Source organism: Bacillus sp. LNXM12-1 (assembly GCF_003004375.1).
GTDB lineage: Bacteria > Bacillota > Bacilli > Bacillales > Bacillaceae > Bacillus.
This window is the reverse complement of record NZ_PVWX01000001.1, coordinates 1,092,123-1,110,311: the sequence shown is the minus strand read 5'-3', so window position 1 is coordinate 1,110,311 and position 18,189 is coordinate 1,092,123. Positions and strand designations below refer to the sequence as shown.

Genomic DNA, 18,189 nt, shown 5'->3' with positions numbered 1-18,189 from the left:
GAGGACGTTGAAATGGGACGTAGCTATGAAAAATCAAAGCAAGCATTTGAAGAAGCGCAGCATTTAATGCCTGGTGGTGTCAACAGCCCTGTGCGTGCATTTAAATCAGTTAACACAGACCCGATTTTTATGGAACGAGGCAAAGGCGCCAAGATATATGATATTGATGGAAATGAATACATCGATTATGTCTTATCATGGGGACCGCTAATTTTAGGGCATACGAATGACCGTGTGGTTGAAAGTATTCAACGAGTTGCGGAACAGGGGACAAGCTTTGGTGCTTCCACGTTAGTTGAAAATGAATTAGCTAAGCTTGTATCAGAGCGAGTTCCTTCCATTGAAGTCATTCGTATGGTCAGCTCTGGTACAGAGGCGACCATGAGTGCACTTCGTCTAGCTCGCGGCTTTACAGGCAGAAATAAAATTGTGAAATTTGAAGGCTGCTATCATGGCCACGGCGATTCTTTGCTCATTAAAGCGGGTTCAGGTGTCGCAACGCTAGGGCTTCCAGATAGCCCAGGTGTACCTGAAGGGACTGCAAGCAACACGATCACAGTGCCGTACAATGATTTAGAGAGCATTCAAGTTGCTTTTCAGGAGTTTGGAGACGATATTGCAGGTGTCATTGTCGAGCCGGTTGCAGGAAATATGGGGGTTGTTCCTCCGCAAGAAGGTTTCTTACAAGGGCTGAGAGACATCACGGAGCAATACGGAGCTTTACTCATTTTTGATGAGGTCATGACTGGCTTCCGTGTGGATTATCACTGCGCGCAAGGCTATTTTGGCATCACACCTGATCTGACGTGCCTTGGTAAAGTGATCGGAGGCGGTCTCCCGGTCGGTGCTTATGGCGGAAGAGCGGATATCATGAGACAAATTGCACCAAGCGGTCCAATTTATCAAGCAGGAACGTTATCTGGTAACCCTCTTGCGATGACAGCAGGCTTAGAAACCTTAAAACAGCTGACACCTGAGTCTTATGAAGAGTTTAGACGAAAAGGAGACCGGCTGGAAGAAGGCATTTCAAAAGCGGCGAAAGTACACGGAATTCCATTAACGTTTAACCGTGCGGGTTCGATGATTGGATTCTTCTTTACAAATGAAGAAGTGGTCAATTATGACAAAGCAAAAACCGCTGATCTCGCTTTATTCGCTGAATTTTACAAGGAAATGGCGGATCGCGGCATCTTCCTTCCTCCTTCTCAATTCGAAGGACTGTTCCTGTCAACAGCTCATACAGATGAAGACATCGAATATACGATTGAGACAGTGGAAAAGGTATTTCAAAAACTGCGTCGATAAACGAAAGCCGGTATGGGGACATATCGGCTTTTTTGTGTTGCTGAAAACCAATCATATTTTCACTGCCTCTCACATACATCTGTATTGACATCTAATTTTATTTTGAAGGATTAGATGAAAGGAGGACACCGACTTGTCTCAAAACAATCGATTACAGTTTTCGGTAGAAGAATCCATTTATTTCAAAAGCGGACAGGAAGTCAGTGAGCTGCTGTCAATTTCTCTCGATCCTGACATTCTCGTTCAAGAAGTGAATGATTATGTTTCGATTAGAGGTTCACTCGAGCTAACAGGAGAATACAACATAAATCAAGAGGAGCTATTGGGTGAATTGAGTTCCTATGCATCATACAGGGAAGCTGATGAGGTGAAGGTAAGAGAAGACGGAACGGCGGAGCTTCTGCATCAATTCCCGGTTGATATCACCATCCCTAAGAATAAAATCAGTCATTTAAATGATGTGTTTGTGTTTATTGATGCGTTTGATTACCAGCTGACAGAAAATCGTTTGCTCACCATTCAAGCTGATCTGGCGATTGAGGGTCTATTAGACGAGAAAATGCCTCAAGCGCCTGTAGAGGTAGAGGAGCCGTATGAATTTGTCCATCGTCCTGAAGAAGAATATGGCGATGTGACCTACAATTATCAGCTGCAGCCAGAGCATGAGGAACAAGAAGAGCTGCAAGGCAATGAACGTGAGGTCTATGAGGAACAGGCTGTATTACAGCATGATACACGCGCCGAGCAAGAAGAACAGGAAGAAGAACGGGAAGAAGAAATTGAGATAGAGCTGGTGAGTAGGGAAGAAGAGGGAGAAACCGAAGAACTGGAAGAATCGGAAGAACTGGAGGAAACGGAGAGCCAAGAATATGAGGAACAGGCTGTATTACAGCATGACACACGCGCCGAGCAAGAAGAACAGCAAGAAGAACAGGAAGAAGAAATTGAGATAGAGCTGGTGAGTAGGGAAGAAGAGGGAGAAACCGAAGAACCGGAAGAATCGGAAGAACTGGAGGAAACGGAGAGCCAAGAAGAAGTGGCGCTTGGTTATCGCTCCTTACCTGAAGCTCAGGTGCAAGAACCACCATTTTTTGAACCGCCTAAGCTCTTAGAAGAAGAGAAGCGGGAAGATACGTTCTTTGAGGTGGAAGTGAGAAAAGATCCGGAAGCAGCCGAAGAGCTGGAAGAAACGGTTCAGCCGTATCCAATATTTGAATCACCCACTTACCACGTAGAAGAGGAGCAAGAGGAACAGGAACAGGATGATACGAACCAGCTCGGACGGTTATATGAACGAGAAGCACCAAAAGTATATGAGTCAGCTCAAGAAGAAGAGGAGCCTGAATATGACGAGAGAGAAACGTCTGGCAGTGAGAACTCTCTTTATTTAACAAAGCTATTTGCTAAGCAGGAGGAGGAAGATTTTTCTCGCATGAAAATATGTATAGTTCAGCAAGAAGATACGGTCGATCTTATTTGTGAGCGATATCAGTTGAATGTGCAGCAGCTCCTTCGCACAAACTCATTATCGGTTGATGCGGAGCTTGAAGAAGGGCAGATTCTTTATATTCCTGAATATCAAAAAAGCAATGCATAACAAGCGATGACCGACCGAGAAAATGTGGTGAGTGAACGTGGATGAAATCCAATCTATCCTATACGAATACGGGCTTGAGGCGGAATACATTGAACCTGTCAGTCCTGCTGTTGTCAAAGTATATACAAAGCAGGGCATATTTGCCCTAAAGCGAGTAAAAGCCAGTCGACATATGCAGTTTACAGAGCAAATGCTTGAACTAGAATCAAAGGGCTATCGCTCTTTTGTGCCGATTTATCGGACGAAGAGCGGTTCTTTTTTCTCAAGTCATCGAGAAAGCCAGTACGCATACTATCTCATGCCGTGGCTGACGAATGAAAAGAGAGAAGAGCAGGACGATAAACATGAATATTTATTTCAAGAGATTGCAAGACTTCATAAGCGGACTGAAGTGATGATGGATATCACAGAGCAAGAGATAGAAGCGCACTACACACAAATCAAGACCAAATGGGAAACAGAGAAAGACATGTATGAACGATTCATAGAGCGGGCAGAGCAGACTTGGTATATGTCACCATTTGAGCTGGCTGCTGCGATGTATTTTTCAGAGGCGATGTCTGCCAGCGAATTTGCGCTTGAACGATTAGAAGATTGGCATGAAGAAATGAAAGATCAAGAGACAACACGTGTTGTGTTAAATCATGGGCAGCTGTCGATTCATCACTTTTTGTATAATGATGTGGGCACAGGACATTTCACCAATTTTGAGCGGTCTAAAAAAGCCGCCCCCATTTATGACCTTCTAACCTTTTACTTTCGGACATTCAAAACCTATCCTACGTCTTGTCCTGAATGCACTTCCTTGTTTTATACGTACCAAAAAGGAAATCCTCTTCGGGAGGAAGAGCTGCATTTGTTTCTTAGTTACCTTGCTTATCCGCAAGGTCTGTTTGATACAGTAAAAGCCTATGAAGCAGGCGGGCAGGATGAAATGGAGAGCTGTCAGCGGCTGTTAAGAGCGTATTGGCAGATGAAAAATTCAGAGCCGATCGTCATGAAGATTCATGAGATTGAGCAGGCTAGACGGCTTGAAGAAGAACAAAGTGCCTCGTCATCAGCGGAATGACGAGGTTATTTTGTGTTCATATTGGCCGTTACATAAGCGCGAGTTTAAAACCAATCAAGGTGAAAGGCGCAGGCGAGAAAAATCAAAATACCTAGGATGAGGACGTCAAATGTCGTGGGGAAAATGATCGTACGAAACCCTTGAAATATCGCAATCGGGAGAACGACTTGGGAGGCCACTGCCCGAATTTGTCTCAGCCAGGGGGGAAGTGTGTAAGGATTGATCTTCTTCAAAGCAAACGCCCTCCTTCTTCATTTTGTTATTATCATATGGGTAATAGGGCAAAGGGTGCCTGCCCAATTTGTATAAAGAAGAAGAAAAGCGGAAAAGATGATTGACGAAAACAAAAGGCATTTAGTAATATAAATAAAAGATGAGTATGTGCTGATGAACGTGATATATCGTAAGTGTGGATCAGGAAGAGTACGAGCAAGACCCTAAAGAGAGGGAGACCATGAGCTGAAAGGTTTCCTAGGATGTACTTGTTTGGAAGGTCGCCTGTGAGCTTAATTTCTTGAATGAACAAGTAGAGAAATTCGGGAGAACCCCGTTATCCTTTAGAGTGTATGGGACACGTCTATGTGTTCCATGAAAAAAGGTGGTACCGCGAAAAAGCTTTTTCGTCCTTTTATAAGGATGGAAAGGCTTTTTTTATGTTTCATCAGCCGAAAAAATGTGGAGGTTACACAAATGGGAACAAATAATCAAGAAATGCCAACAAAGTACGATCCAAATGCGATTGAAAAAGACCGCTATACGTACTGGCTTGAAGGGAAATTCTTCGAAGCACAAAATGACAAAACGAAAGATCCATATACAGTCGTCATTCCTCCACCAAACGTGACAGGAAAACTGCACCTTGGGCATGCATGGGATTCTACACTTCAAGATATTGTGACGCGTATGAAACGGATGCAGGGCTATGATGTTCTATGGCTTCCAGGAATGGACCATGCCGGTATTGCGACCCAAGCAAAGGTAGAGGCAAAGCTTCGCGAAGAAGGCGTGAGCCGTTATGACCTTGGCCGGGAGAAATTTGTGGAAGAAACGTGGAAATGGAAAGAAGAATATGCGGACTTTATTCGCAGCCAGTGGGCGAAAATGGGACTTGGTCTTGATTATTCACGTGAACGTTTTACATTAGATGAAGGTCTGAATAAAGCGGTACGCCAAGTGTTTGTCCAATTGTATGAAAAAGGACTTATCTATCGCGGAGAGTACATCATTAACTGGGATCCAGCGACGAAAACGGCACTTTCTGATATTGAAGTCATTTATAAAGATGTTCAAGGTGCGTTTTATCACTTGAGATACCCGCTTTCAGATGGCACGGGTTCAATTGAAATTGCGACGACAAGACCTGAAACCATGCTTGGGGATACAGCCGTTGCCGTGCACCCTGATGACGAACGCTATCAGCATTTGATTGGAAAAACAGTGGTCTTACCAATTACAGGCCGAGAGATTCCAATCGTTGGTGATGACTATGTCGATATGGAGTTTGGTTCAGGAGCTGTGAAAATTACACCTGCCCATGACCCGAATGACTTTGAGCTTGGAAACCGCCATGAGCTAGAGCGTATTCTTGTCATGAATGAAGATGGCACAATGAATGCAAATGCACTGCAATACAAAGGAATGGACCGCTTCGAATGCCGTAAACAGCTTGTGAAAGATTTACAAGAAGAGGGTATTTTGTTCAAAATTGAGGACCACATGCATTCAGTTGGTCATAGTGAGCGAAGCGGAGCTGTCGTTGAGCCTTATTTATCTACTCAATGGTTTGTAAAAATGCAGCCGCTGGCAGACGAAGCCATCAACCTTCAAAATGGGGACGACCAAGTTCAATTTGTTCCAGACCGCTTTGAAAAGACGTATTTACACTGGATGGAAAATATCCGTGACTGGTGTATTTCTCGTCAGCTATGGTGGGGACACCGCATTCCGGCTTGGTATCATAAAGAAACGAAAGAAGTATATGTTGGACTGGAAGCGCCAGAAGATCTGGAGAACTGGGAACAGGATAACGATGTGCTTGATACATGGTTTAGTTCAGCGCTTTGGCCTTTCTCTACAATGGGCTGGCCAGATGCAGACAGTGAAGACTTCAAGCGCTACTATCCAACAAACCTGCTTGTTACAGGCTATGACATCATTTTCTTCTGGGTCTCTCGCATGATCTTCCAGGGTCTTGAATTCACAGGAGAAAAACCGTTCAAAGACGTTCTGATTCATGGACTGATCCGCGACGAACAAGGACGTAAAATGAGTAAGTCGCTCGGCAACGGAATTGATCCAATGGAGGTCATTGATCAATACGGTGCAGATTCATTAAGATATTTCTTAGCGACTGGAAGCTCACCAGGTCAGGATCTTCGCTTTAGCTTTGAAAAGGTTGAATCCACTTGGAACTTTGCGAACAAAATTTGGAACGCATCGCGTTTTGCTTTAATGAACATGGATGGCTTAACGTATGATGAACTTGATTTGACTGGAGAAAAATCAGTCGCTGACCAATGGATTTTAACCCGCTTAAATGAAACGATTGAAAGTGTCACACAGCTAGCTGACAAGTATGAATTCGGTGAAGTGGGCAGACATTTATACAACTTCATTTGGGATGATTTCTGTGATTGGTACATTGAGATGGCGAAGCTTCCACTTTATGGTGAAGATGAAGCAGCGAAAAAAACGACTCGTTCGATCCTTGCGTACGTATTAGATCAAACGATGAGACTTCTTCATCCGTTTATGCCGTTCTTAACAGAAGAAATCTGGCAGCATCTTCCGCATGAAGGTGAGTCCATTACTGTAGCAGCTTGGCCTGAGGTGAAGCCGGAGCTTTCAAATGATCAAGCTTCTGCTGACATGAAACTGCTTGTTGAACTCATTCGCTCTGTTCGTAACATTCGCAGTGAAGTAAACACACCAATGAGCAAACAAGTCGAACTTTACATCAAAGCATCCACATCTGATGTACAAGAACGTTTAGAGAAGAATCGTTCATATATTGAGCGCTTCACGAACCCAAGTGTTCTTGAAATTGGCACAGATGTCCCAGCTAGTGATAAAGCGATGACGGCTGTTATTTCTGGAGCAGAGCTCATTCTGCCGCTTGAAGGCTTAATTAACTTAGATGAGGAAATTGCTCGTCTGCAAAAAGAGTTTGATAAGCTGACAAAAGAAGTAGAACGCGTCCAGAAAAAGCTTGGCAACGAAGGCTTTATGAAAAAAGCGCCTGAAAGTGTCGTAGAAGAAGAGCGTGCGAAAGAACGTGATTATGTCGCAAAACGCGAAGCTGTTCAAAAGCGGATTGAAGAGCTGAAAGCATAAAGTTGAAAAGACGGCTCCTAACAAAATGGAGTCGTCTTTTTTGAAAATTTCGTATGAAATGAGAGATGACATTGTTTACAACCTATCATGAAGCCATTGAGTGGATTCACAGTAGACTGGCCTTTGGTGTAAAACCGGGTCTTGAAAGAATGAAGTGGCTGATGAACAGACTAGGCCATCCGGGACAACGCATAAAAGCGGTGCATGTTGCAGGGACAAATGGAAAAGGTTCAACCATTGCGTTTACTCGTTCCGTTTTACAGGCTGCAGGCTATTCGGTCGGAACCTTCACCTCCCCGTTTATTTTAACGTTCAATGAACGAATCAGCGTGAACGGAGCGCCTATACAGGATGAAGAATGGCTGAGTTTGGTGAATAAGATCAAGCCTTTTGTTGATGAATTAGATCAAACCGAGCTTGGCGCAGCAACAGAATTTGAAATCATTACCGCATGTGCATTTGCTTATTTTGCCGATGTGCACCAAGTAGACTTTGTCCTATTAGAGACAGGGCTTGGCGGAAGACTTGATTCAACAAATGTTGCCGTACCTATTTTAACAGCGATTACGTCAATTGGTCATGATCATATGGCAATTTTAGGTGACAAACTTGAACAGATTGCATCTGAAAAAGCGGGCATTATCAAAGAGAATATTCCGATGATCACTGCTGTTCATCAACCGGAAGCACTTGGGGTCATTCAAAACATCGCAAAAGAAAAGAATGCGGAATGCATCTCATTACAGCATACTTGTACCTTCGGTGAGCAGCAGCCAACAGAAACAGGCGAACGGTTTACGTTACACACATCAAAAAGGCAGTATCCGCAGCTTGAAACAGGATTAATTGGAACGCATCAACGGCAAAATGCTTCTCTTGCCGTTCTACTCATTGAATGGCTGGAGCAAGAAGGCTATATTAGTGTGACAGAAGAACAGGTATATGAAGGTATTCGGAATGCAGTTTGGGCTGGAAGATTTGAAAAAGTCAAAGACCATCCAGCAGTTTATTTAGACGGCGCTCATAATGAAGAGGGAATCGACCGTTTAATTGAAACGGTACAAGCTCATTTTTCTGGTAAACAAGTGCATGTTTGTTTTAGTGCTTTAAAGGATAAGCCGTACAAGCAAATGATTCAAAAGCTTGAAGCTGTTAGTTCATCTATTCATTTTGTTTCGTTTGACTTTCCAAGAGCGGAATCAGCTGAAAAACTTTATGCGTGCAGTCAGTTAGAGGCAAAATCATATGGTGATGACCCTCGTGCAGTGCTTGAATGGATTCAGAAAAAGAGTGATGATCCTTTAGCGGTGCTCCTTGTGACAGGTTCTCTTTATTTTATTTCAGATATACGAAATCGTATGATCGGGTAACGAAAAGACGCAAATGGCTTTGATGCCTCCTGCGTCTTTTTCTTTTTATATGTAGAAAAGGGGGAAAATCATATTTTCACTAGATGCTTTAGTGGATAGGGTCATGGTAAAATCCGGTCTATCTTATTCCCGGAAGGAGCACCATGTATGATTGAGATTTTTCTGTTTCTTGCAGGCATCACGATGGGGTCGTTCTTTCATCTCGTTGGCGAAAGGCTGCCAGTGAAGCGGTCTATTCTCTTCCCTCGCTCTCACTGCACAGTCTGTAAACAGCCGCTTTCCCTGCATGAGATGATCCCGCTCGTTTCTTATGTTGTATGGAGGGGGTCTTGTAAACATTGCGGCACTCGGTTGTCTTGGCTATATCCAACGGTTGAGCTGCTGACAGGCGGTCTTTTTTTGTTCGTTTATAGGATCGCTGGTTTTTCGTTTGAAGGTCTTTTCCTTGTGATTCTTTGTAGTTTATTCGTGATTGCTGTCGTGAGTGATCTTCTCTATATGAGGGTGCCGAACGAGCTGTTTCTCTTCTTTTTCCCTCTTTTCGTCATATACCGCACGCTGGAACCGCTCCTTATTTGGTGGGAAGGAGCGGCTTCTCTGATTTTTTGCATTCTTTTGTTTTCTAGTCTAGATTATTTTAAGCCAAATAGCATGGGCGGAGCTGATATGAAGCTGTTCAGTTTGCTTGCGTTTTGCTTTGGATTCAAGCCGTTCCTTCTCATGCTTTTTCTCTCATGTATCGCTGGAATGGTCTATGCGAAGGTCTTTTCCTTTCAATTAGACGAGCCATTCCCCTTTGTTCCTGCGATCGCTTTTTCTTTTTGGCTGTATCTCTTTGGTGCTCCTGTCTTGTTTCTATTTGGCTAGTCGAAGGGGTGAAAAAATTGGCGAACACTTTTTTGCCCTGCCGACAAAAGTCTTGTTCTTTTTTTTTACTGCTATGTTAAAGTGTGAAACAGAAAGAAGGACGGGTTAAATTCGCGCTGATTCATTGGACAGAAAGGTCTTTCTTACAAACATGTCAGAAAGCGGGGAATGACAGTGAAAAAGAGGCAGGCAAAAAAACAAGGGCTCAAGGTCAATATTAATGGCAAGGAAGAAATGCTGCATGAAGATGATCATCAGCCGCCAAAAAAGCAGGAAGATCAAGTGACGTTTTCGAATTGGGAGGAAAAGAGGCAGTCGGAACAGGAGACAGCGGCTTCTCAGGAAGATTCGTCTAAACCGAAAGAAGAAGATTTCCAGTGGGATGATGCAGCTGATCATATTTATCATTCTGATCCAAAGGTCGTCACGCCTTATCAAAAGAAAAAAGGCTCCTTTGATCAGAAGTTTGGTAAAAACCGCGGCCCCTTCAAGAGAGTGATGACAACGATTGTGTTTGCGGTGGTTCTTGGGACAGGCCTTGGGGTGTTTGCGCTTAGTTTAAGTCAAGATGGTACACCAAGTCCATCAGGAGGAGATATCAGTGTCTCGGCATCTGGATCTGGAAATCAATCATCGATGAAAGCCGGCGGGGATGCGCCGAAAGCAGGTACTACGGATGACTCAAAAGAGAACAACGATGAAAAAAGTGCCTCTGGCAGTTTATCAACCTTTGTTGTACAGGCTGGGAAATTTTCTTCTGAAAAAGGAGCAGATGACTTAGTTGGCAGTTTAAAAGATGCAGGGTATGCAGGGAAAAAGGTCTCAATGGATGATGGATATTATGTCATTGCTGGGCTTGCGACAGAGCAGGGAATGACAAGCGCTGTAGGGAAGAAGCTGATCGATCAGCACTTTGAGGCGTGGGGAGGAAAGGAGCTCTCATTTCAAGTACCGGATGAGCTGACTAGTTTAATAGAAAAGGCATCTGTATTATCCTCTAAAGTGATTGCCGGCGATGAAGTGGATCAAAAGGAAGTCACGCAGCTGGTTTCTGAGCTTGAAAGTGCCAAAACAGCGGACGCATCGGCTAAAAGCAGTTTGCTAAAAGCTGTGCAGCTATTAAATGACCCAACTGCTGAAAACGGCTGGAAATCTCAGCAGGCACTGCTTGATCAATTAAATACGTAAAATCATTTTTTTAGAAACGAAACTAGTCAAAAAATGACTAGTTTTTTTCTTTTACATCCAACATAATGATGAAGGTACATGAAAAATGAATTTTCGTAGATTGTCGGTAAGATGTACATTTGCTAGGATGAATGGGTATCTTACTTCTTAGGCTAAACCCTGAAAGGATGAACAAACATGAACCAATTGATTCTCGCATCTCAATCACCTAGAAGAAAAGAATTGCTTGATCTAGCAGGGTTTTCTTATGACATTCAAGCAAGTCATTTAAAAGAAGAAATAAATCGAAACCTTTCTCCTGCTGAGAACGTCCAATGGTTGGCAGAACAAAAAGCAAATGATATTCAAAGATTAAATCCTAAAGCTGTGATCATTGGTGCAGATACAATTGTTGCAATTGACGGCAAATGTCTTGGGAAACCAAAAGATAAGAAAGAAGCGGCTTTCATGCTTCAATTATTATCAGGAAAGACACATCAAGTCTTGACGGGTGTCACGGTTCAGTCAGAGAATAGAAAAGAAACATTTTATGAACAGACAGAAGTGACATTTTGGACGCTGACTCAAAATGAAATAGATCGCTATATCAATACGGGCGAGCCCCTTGATAAAGCGGGAAGCTATGGCATTCAAGGGAAAGGCGCACTGTTTGTTCAAAAAATAGATGGTGATTATTTTTCCGTTGTAGGTCTACCTATTGCGAAAACAGTCAGAGTGCTTGAAACCTTTGGAATCACCCCTTTTTGAAGACAGGAAGGAATTCTAAAAGGAGTGGTCATCCTGAACGATTTCCCTATGCTGCTAAAGCATTTCCCTCATGATGAAAAACCGAGAGAACGATTTATCAAATACGGGCCCAGCAGTTTGTCAAATCATGAACTTGTTGCGATCCTTCTAAGAACAGGCACAAAAAAAGAATCAGTTCTCCAAATTTCCGCAAGACTTCTGCAAACATTTGGCGGTCTTCGCTCTGTAAAAGAAGCCTCAATTGAAGAAATGTCGAAGATCCGAGGAGTTGGAAAGGCGAAGGCGATTTCTCTTTTAGCTGCTTTAGAACTCGGCACTAGATTACACCATCAAACGACGGATAACCGCTATGTGATCCGCACACCAGAAGACGGAGCGAACTTTGTGATGGAAGATATGAGATTTTTGACACAGGAAAATTTCGTTTGTCTTTATCTCAATACCAAAAATCAAGTTCTTCATAAACATACCGTGTTTATTGGAAGCCTGAATTCATCGATCGTTCACCCGCGTGAAATTTTCAAAGAGGCCTTTAAACGTTCGGCGGCTTCATTTATATGTGTGCACAACCATCCATCTGGAGATCCGACGCCCAGCAGGGAAGATATTGAAGTTACACAGCGACTTTTTGAATGTGGAAAGCTGATTGGAATACAGCTGCTTGATCATCTTGTCATAGGTGATCAAAAATTTGTGAGTTTGAAGGAAAAAGGGTATTTGTAACACTTTTTTTTTCAATGTTTTACGATATAATAGAGTTTATGAGTTTTTCCCTAAAGGGAATTTTGGTTTAAGAAAGGAAGATACATACATATGTTTGGAATTGGTACAAAAGACCTTGGAATAGATCTTGGAACAGCGAATACGCTTGTTTTTATTAAAGGAAAAGGCATTGTTGTAAGAGAACCTTCGGTCGTAGCTTTGGAAACTGATACGAAGTCTATAGTGGCGGTCGGAAATGACGCTAGAAACATGATTGGCCGTACACCTGGTAATGTTGTGGCACTACGCCCGATGAAAGACGGAGTCATTGCAGATTACGAGACGACAGCAACAATGATGAAATATTACATTAATCAAGCATTAAAAGGCAAAGGGCTTTTTGCTCGCAAACCTTACGTGATGGTATGTGTACCATCTGGTATTACAGCTGTAGAAGAGCGTGCAGTCATTGATGCGACAAGACAAGCTGGAGCACGTGACGCATACCCGATTGAAGAACCATTTGCTGCGGCGATCGGTGCTAACCTGCCTGTATGGGAGCCAACAGGAAGTATGGTTGTGGACATTGGCGGCGGTACAACAGAGGTAGCCATTATTTCTCTTGGCGGCATTGTGACTTCACAGTCGATCCGCGTGGCAGGAGATGAAATGGATGATGCGATCAGCAGCTACATCCGTAAAACGTATAACCTGATGATCGGTGACCGTACGTCAGAAGCCATTAAAATGGAAATCGGTTCTGCGCAGCCTGATGTACATGATGAGATGGATATTCGAGGCCGTGACCTTTTAACAGGTCTGCCAAAAACGATCTCTATTACGGCAGATGAGATTGCAAAAGCGCTTCGCGATACGGTGGAAACAATTGTCGATGCGGTGAAAATGACACTTGAAAAAACCCCGCCTGAGCTGGCAGCAGATATTATGGACCGCGGAATCGTTTTAACTGGCGGCGGTGCATTGCTTCGTAATCTTGACAAAGTCATTAGTGATGAAACGAAGATGCCAGTCATTATTGCTGAAGACCCGCTTGACTGTGTGGCAATCGGTACAGGAAAAGCACTAGAGCATATTCATTTGTTCAAAGGAAAATCTAAAGATAATCGATAATCGGGCGTAAATAAAGAGGTGTAAGACATGCCGCAGTTTTTTATGAATAAAAGATTAATGTTGCTCCTTGTCTGTGTCATCGTACTGGTGGCCATGATTGGTTTTTCAGTGAAAAGCGGCAGAGGTGCTTCATGGCCGGAAAAATTAGTGGGGGATACGACAGGCTTTTTTCAAGGTGTCTTTCATAAACCATCACAATTTATTGCCGGTATTTATGGGAACGTACAAGATTTAAAGAACACATATGATGAAAACGAGCGTCTTCGAAAAAAACTTGATGGACAAACTCAATATGAGGCGAAACTTCAAGAGCTAGAAGATGAGAACAAAAAGCTTCGCAAGCAGCTCGGATATGTGAACTCTATTCGTGATTATACGCCAATTCTATCAACGGTTATCGCGAGAAACCCGTCCCTTTGGGATAGCTTTGTGATGATTGATAAAGGGAAAAAACAAGGCGTTGACAAAGATATGGCGGTCACAAATGAGAGTGGTGCGTTAATTGGGAAAATTGAAAGTGATAAGCTCAACAATTTTACTTCAACTGTAAGGTTGCTAAGCTCTACGGACCAAAATAATAGAATTTCAACGAAAATTTTTGCGAAAAAGGGCAAAGAAGAACTCAACGGAATTATTAACGGTTATGACAGTAAGAAAAAAATGCTGACAATGAATATTCTGAAATCTGATGCAGATGGAGATGTCAAAAAAGGAGATCTTGTTGAAACATCTGGAGCAGGGGGCGTATTCCCGCAAGGCTTGACGATTGGTAAGGTGAGTGAAATCGAACCAGATCATTACGGCCTGACAAAAATTATTTATGTAGAACCAGCGGCTGAACTCAACAATTTAGACCGCGTGATTGTGGTGAATCGCAGCTCAAGTACGGCAGATGCATCTGAATTGACGAAGGAGGAAGGCTCGTGAGACGTGTCCTTCTTGCTTTCGTCATGTTGTTTATCTTCGTATTTGACAGTATTTTTGTCGATCTAGTGAAGCTCCCATTTGTTTCAGACAATCAAATTTTAGCTCCTCATTTCATCTTACTCGCACTTGTATTTATGACTGCTTTTGTGAATCAAAAATATGGTGTGATTTTCGGTTTTATCTTTGGACTTTTATATGATATTTCGTATACAGGCATACTTGGTGTTCATATGTTTGGCTATGGAGCGCTCTGCTATTTGCTAGCGAAAGCCTTTAAAGTTCTGCAAACGAATATGTTAGTGGTCGTCTTTCTGTCGATTATTGCTGTTTCCGTGATGGAGTTTTATGTATACGGCGTTCAAGCGACAATTCAACCAGGAATTATGCCGTTTAATACGTATGTCATCGAACGCTTTATTCCAACGATTCTTTTAAATACTGCTGCGTCTCTCATACTTGTTGTGCCGCTTAGGCTCTTTTTCATCAATATGAAACAAGGACTGATCGACGAATAAAAGCAGGAGTTTGTCCAATTACGGCGAAATGAGTATGTTGTTGAGGTGAGCATCTTGAAAACTCAAAAACAGCAATATGTGACGATAAAAGGTACAAAAAACGGATTAACATTACAGTTAAATGATGACTGTTCGTTTGATGACCTTCTTTCTGGCTTGCGAGAGGTTCTTTTACTTGAGCAATATACAGATGGCAGAGAAGGGCATAAGGTTAATGTGCATATTAAGCTTGGTTTTCGGTATTTAACAGAGGATCAGGAAATGCGTTTGACTGAAGCGGTCTCTGAAAATGAACATCTCGTCATTCACTCCATTGAAAGTGACGTCATGTCAACTGAAGAGGCGAGACGATTAAAAGCAGAGGCCGAAATTACCTCTGTAGCCAAAATTGTGCGCTCTGGACAGGTGCTGTATGTCGAAGGAGACCTCTTATTAATAGGAGATGTCAATCCTGGCGGAACGATTCGTGCAGGGGGAAATATTTTTGTGCTCGGCGCATTAAAAGGCGTAGCACATGCTGGATGTAATGGGAACAAACAAGCTGTCATTGCGGCATCTCGTATGATTCCAACTCAGCTTCGCATCGCACAAGTGTTTAACCGTGCACCAGATCAAAAAGAAGATGGAAACGAAATGGAATGTGCTTATTTAGATATAGATGGCAACATGATCATTGAACGCCTGCAGCAATTGGCTCATATAAGACCTAATCTGACAAGGCTTGAGGGAGGAATGTGAAATTGGGCGAGGCTATTGTGATTACCTCAGGAAAAGGCGGCGTTGGCAAAACAACAACATCTGCAAACTTAGGCACAGCACTAGCAATTCAAGGGAAAAAAGTGTGTCTAGTGGATACCGATATTGGCCTTCGGAATCTAGATGTCGTGATGGGGCTTGAGAACCGCATTATTTATGATCTAGTCGATGTAGTAGAAGGAAGATGTAAAATTCACCAAGCGCTTGTAAAAGATAAGCGTTTCGAGGATCTTTTGTATCTTTTACCCGCTGCTCAAACAAGCGATAAAACGGCTGTAGAGCCGGAGCAGATCAAAGAATTAATTCAATCATTGAAACAAGACTTTGATTATGTCGTCATTGATTGCCCTGCTGGAATTGAGCAAGGCTTTAAAAATGCTGTATCTGGTGCAGATAAGGCAATTGTCGTGACGACGCCTGAGATCTCAGCTGTGAGAGATGCTGACCGTATCATCGGCTTGTTAGAACAAGAAGATATCGAACCACCTCGTTTGATTGTCAACCGTATTCGTACACACATGGCGAAAAGTGGCGATTCAATGGATGTGGATGAAGTTGTACATCACTTATCGATTGACCTTCTTGGCATTGTCGCAGATGATGATGACGTGATTAAGGCTTCAAACAATGGTGAACCGATTGTCATGGATGCTAAAAACAAAGTATCGATTGCGTATCGTAATATCGCCCGCCGTGTACTAGGCGAATCTGTTCCGCTTCAATCATTTGAAGATGAAAACAAAGGAATGTTTGCGAAGCTGAAAGCATTTTTTGGTGTAAGAGCATAAGCATTCAAGTAAGATGAGACCGATTCGATGAGAATCGGTCTTTTTGTTGCATATCAGATGAGGTCGTCACATAAAATGTACAAACTGTTTGTATGTAAAGGGTGATCTCATGAAAAGAGTGGACGAGTACCGAAAGAAAATCGCGCAGCGCCGCAAAACGAAGCAGCCAGCTGCTCCACCTAAGAAGACGACTTTCAAGAAAAAAGAAGATATCCCTCCATGGGTCATGCTGACAGAGGAAGAAAAGCATTCAGGGTCGTCTTCCTTTGAGTCGTCGTCTCACCAGCCGAAGAAATATCGGCATCCGTTATTTAACCCCAATGCTTTTGTGCTTAAATGTTTATTATCTGCGTCCCTTGTGTTGATTGCAGCCATTTCATTTAAGGGTCAGGCAGGGCCGTTTCAGCAGCTGAAGCCGATCATTACGCAGACCTTTGAGCAAGATTTTCAATTTGCTGCTGCCAATCACTGGTTTGAGAAAACAGTTGGAAACCCCCTTGCCTTTTTAACCGACAAAAAGGCAGACCAAAAAGATGTACAAGCGAACCAAGAACTGGCTGTACCTGCTTCTGGAAAAGTGCAGGAATCCTTTACGCAAAATGGAGCAGGAGTCAAAGTCGAAACATCGGCTGAAGCCATTGACAGTATGAAAGAAGGCTATGTGGTAGAGGTAAAAAAGAAAAGTGACACAGGGCTTACAGTGGTCGTGCAGCATGCGGATAACAGCTATAGCTGGTACGGTCAATTAAAGGAAGCCGATGTGGCCTTATACGATTTTGTCGATAAGGGTGAGAAAATTGGCCAGATCTCACTTGATGATCAAGGAAAGGGCACGTATTACTTTGCCATTAAGCAAAATGAACAGTTTATCGATCCTATTCAGGTGATGACCTTTGAATAGATGGCTGGTCATGCTGACGAAAATTCACATTCATCCGCTGCTGTGGATTGTGATGGCGTTTGCGATTCTCTCTGGTCAAATCAAGCCGCTGCTTTGTCTGCTCATCATCGTCTTTGTCCATGAGCTTGGACATGCAGCGGCTGCTTGCTATTATCATTGGCGCATTCGGCGGATTTTTTTACTGCCATTTGGCGGAGCGGTAGAAGTAGAAGAGCATGGGAACCGTCCGCTAAAGGAAGAGTTGGCGGTCATTTTATGCGGGCCGCTCCAGCATGTACCGCTCCAGCTTATGGCATGGCTTTTCATGGAAACTTCTCTTATTTCGCACGACATTTTTACGATGTTCACTTTTTATAATATGGCGATTTTCCTTGTGAATCTTTTGCCTATTTGGCCGCTTGATGGCGGGAAATTATTCTTTTTGCTCTTATCAGCATATTACCCTTTCCAACGTGCACATACCCTTGCCATAAAAGGCTCACTTGTCTTTTTCGTTCTATTGACTGCAGGGTTGCTTTTGTTTGCGCCGCTGCAATTCAACGGCTGGGTGCTGCTCACTTTTTTAGCCTATTCACTCGTAATGGAACACCGGCAGCGGCATTACGTCAGGGTCCGCTTTTTACTAGAACGCTATTACGGTAAAAAAGAGCAAAAGGTAGAAAAGCTTATTCCGCTGAGAGCGAGCGCTGAGGAAAAAGTATATGAAGTAATGGCGCGATTCCAAAGAGGCTGTAAGCATCCGATTATTATTGAAAGAGATGGCGTGAAAATGAGCCAGCTTGACGAAAATGAACTGCTCCATGCGTATTTTTCAGATCGAAGAACCACCTCCTCAATGGAAGAGCTCCTTTTGCCGTACTAGTGATGAAAATACGTTGACATTCTGCGTCTAATTTGATATATTTTTTAATGTTATGGATATGTAGCACCCGTGCTACAACCGCGCGAAGCAGGTGTAAAGAGCCTAAGGCCCCCTGTATTCGGCGAGTCTGA

Annotated in this window: 17 protein-coding genes and 2 other annotated features (1 of these 19 cut by a window edge); of the genes, 16 read left to right on the top strand and 1 reads right to left on the bottom strand. The window is 43.1% G+C overall.

The features are described 5' to 3' along the window. Positions 1 to 12: 12 nt before the first annotated feature. From hemL to ysxE, 3 genes are all read left to right on the top strand, one after another. Positions 13 to 1,305, top strand: coding sequence for a glutamate-1-semialdehyde 2,1-aminomutase (gene hemL, locus C6Y07_RS05825; protein ID WP_034661671.1), 1,293 nt, complete (start codon positions 13 to 15; stop codon positions 1,303 to 1,305). Positions 1,306 to 1,438: 133 nt separating this feature from the next. Further along, positions 1,439 to 2,902: a LysM peptidoglycan-binding domain-containing protein gene (locus tag C6Y07_RS05820; RefSeq protein ID WP_106071778.1), complete on the top strand. Its 1,464-nt coding sequence runs from the start codon at positions 1,439 to 1,441 to the stop codon at positions 2,900 to 2,902. Positions 2,903 to 2,939: 37 nt separating this feature from the next. Next, a complete protein-coding gene (gene ysxE, locus C6Y07_RS05815; RefSeq protein WP_066030590.1) occupies positions 2,940 to 3,971 on the top strand; it encodes a spore coat protein YsxE in 1,032 nt (343 codons plus the stop codon). A gap of 44 nt (positions 3,972 to 4,015) precedes the next feature. Here ysxE and C6Y07_RS05810 read toward each other — a convergent pair whose 3' ends face one another. Beyond that, positions 4,016 to 4,204 carry a hypothetical protein gene (locus tag C6Y07_RS05810; RefSeq protein ID WP_003216497.1) on the bottom strand — a complete coding sequence of 63 codons (189 nt, stop codon included), beginning with the start codon at positions 4,202 to 4,204 and terminating at the stop codon, positions 4,016 to 4,018. A 168-nt stretch (positions 4,205 to 4,372) separates the two neighbouring features. Beyond that, positions 4,373 to 4,602 (top strand) — a binding site (T-box leader). Positions 4,603 to 4,661: 59 nt separating this feature from the next. On the opposite strand from C6Y07_RS05810, the gene C6Y07_RS05805 reads away from it, so the two are divergent. The 13 genes from C6Y07_RS05805 (at position 4,662) to C6Y07_RS05745 (ending at position 18,058) form a co-directional block, all read left to right on the top strand. Next, positions 4,662 to 7,304: a valine--tRNA ligase gene (locus C6Y07_RS05805; RefSeq protein WP_066030591.1), complete on the top strand. Its 2,643-nt coding sequence runs from the start codon at positions 4,662 to 4,664 to the stop codon at positions 7,302 to 7,304. A 71-nt stretch (positions 7,305 to 7,375) separates the two neighbouring features. Continuing rightward, positions 7,376 to 8,674, top strand: coding sequence for a bifunctional folylpolyglutamate synthase/dihydrofolate synthase (locus C6Y07_RS05800; RefSeq protein WP_317615058.1), 1,299 nt, complete (start codon positions 7,376 to 7,378; stop codon positions 8,672 to 8,674). 147 nt (positions 8,675 to 8,821) lie between these two features. Further along, positions 8,822 to 9,541, top strand: a complete 720-nt coding sequence (locus tag C6Y07_RS05795; protein ID WP_106071780.1) for a prepilin peptidase — start codon at positions 8,822 to 8,824, stop codon at positions 9,539 to 9,541. A 168-nt stretch (positions 9,542 to 9,709) separates the two neighbouring features. Then, positions 9,710 to 10,729: an SPOR domain-containing protein gene (locus C6Y07_RS05790; RefSeq protein WP_060596888.1), complete on the top strand. Its 1,020-nt coding sequence runs from the start codon at positions 9,710 to 9,712 to the stop codon at positions 10,727 to 10,729. Positions 10,730 to 10,906: 177 nt separating this feature from the next. Further along, the gene (locus tag C6Y07_RS05785; protein WP_034661651.1) at positions 10,907 to 11,476 is read left to right on the top strand and encodes a Maf family protein; all 570 of its coding nucleotides are present in this window, start codon (positions 10,907 to 10,909) and stop codon (positions 11,474 to 11,476) included. A gap of 48 nt (positions 11,477 to 11,524) precedes the next feature. Further along, positions 11,525 to 12,199, top strand: coding sequence for a RadC family protein (gene radC / locus C6Y07_RS05780; RefSeq protein ID WP_034662037.1), 675 nt, complete (start codon positions 11,525 to 11,527; stop codon positions 12,197 to 12,199). A 90-nt stretch (positions 12,200 to 12,289) separates the two neighbouring features. Continuing rightward, entirely contained in the window at positions 12,290 to 13,309 is a 1,020-nt protein-coding gene (locus C6Y07_RS05775; protein ID WP_012010766.1) for a rod shape-determining protein, read from the top strand. Between the two features lie 27 nt (positions 13,310 to 13,336). Further along, a complete protein-coding gene (gene mreC, locus C6Y07_RS05770; RefSeq protein WP_003216396.1) occupies positions 13,337 to 14,236 on the top strand; it encodes a rod shape-determining protein MreC in 900 nt (299 codons plus the stop codon). Next, a complete protein-coding gene (gene mreD / locus C6Y07_RS05765) occupies positions 14,233 to 14,751 on the top strand; it encodes a rod shape-determining protein MreD (RefSeq protein ID WP_106156337.1) in 519 nt (172 codons plus the stop codon). The genes mreC and mreD overlap by 4 nt, the downstream gene beginning before the upstream one ends. Positions 14,752 to 14,805: 54 nt before the next feature. Beyond that, entirely contained in the window at positions 14,806 to 15,489 is a 684-nt protein-coding gene (gene minC, locus C6Y07_RS05760) for a septum site-determining protein MinC (RefSeq protein ID WP_034661644.1), read from the top strand. Positions 15,490 to 15,491: 2 nt separating this feature from the next. Beyond that, complete coding sequence (minD, locus tag C6Y07_RS05755; protein WP_003216504.1) at positions 15,492 to 16,295, top strand: septum site-determining protein MinD; 804 nt, start codon at positions 15,492 to 15,494, stop codon at positions 16,293 to 16,295. Between the two features lie 109 nt (positions 16,296 to 16,404). Next, positions 16,405 to 17,196 carry a M23 family metallopeptidase gene (locus C6Y07_RS05750; RefSeq protein WP_034661641.1) on the top strand — a complete coding sequence of 264 codons (792 nt, stop codon included), beginning with the start codon at positions 16,405 to 16,407 and terminating at the stop codon, positions 17,194 to 17,196. Next, complete coding sequence (locus tag C6Y07_RS05745) at positions 17,189 to 18,058, top strand: M50 family metallopeptidase (protein ID WP_060596886.1); 870 nt, start codon at positions 17,189 to 17,191, stop codon at positions 18,056 to 18,058. The genes C6Y07_RS05750 and C6Y07_RS05745 overlap by 8 nt, the downstream gene beginning before the upstream one ends. 66 nt (positions 18,059 to 18,124) lie before the next feature. After that, positions 18,125 to 18,189, top strand: a sequence feature (ribosomal protein L21 leader region); it runs 8 nt beyond the window's last position.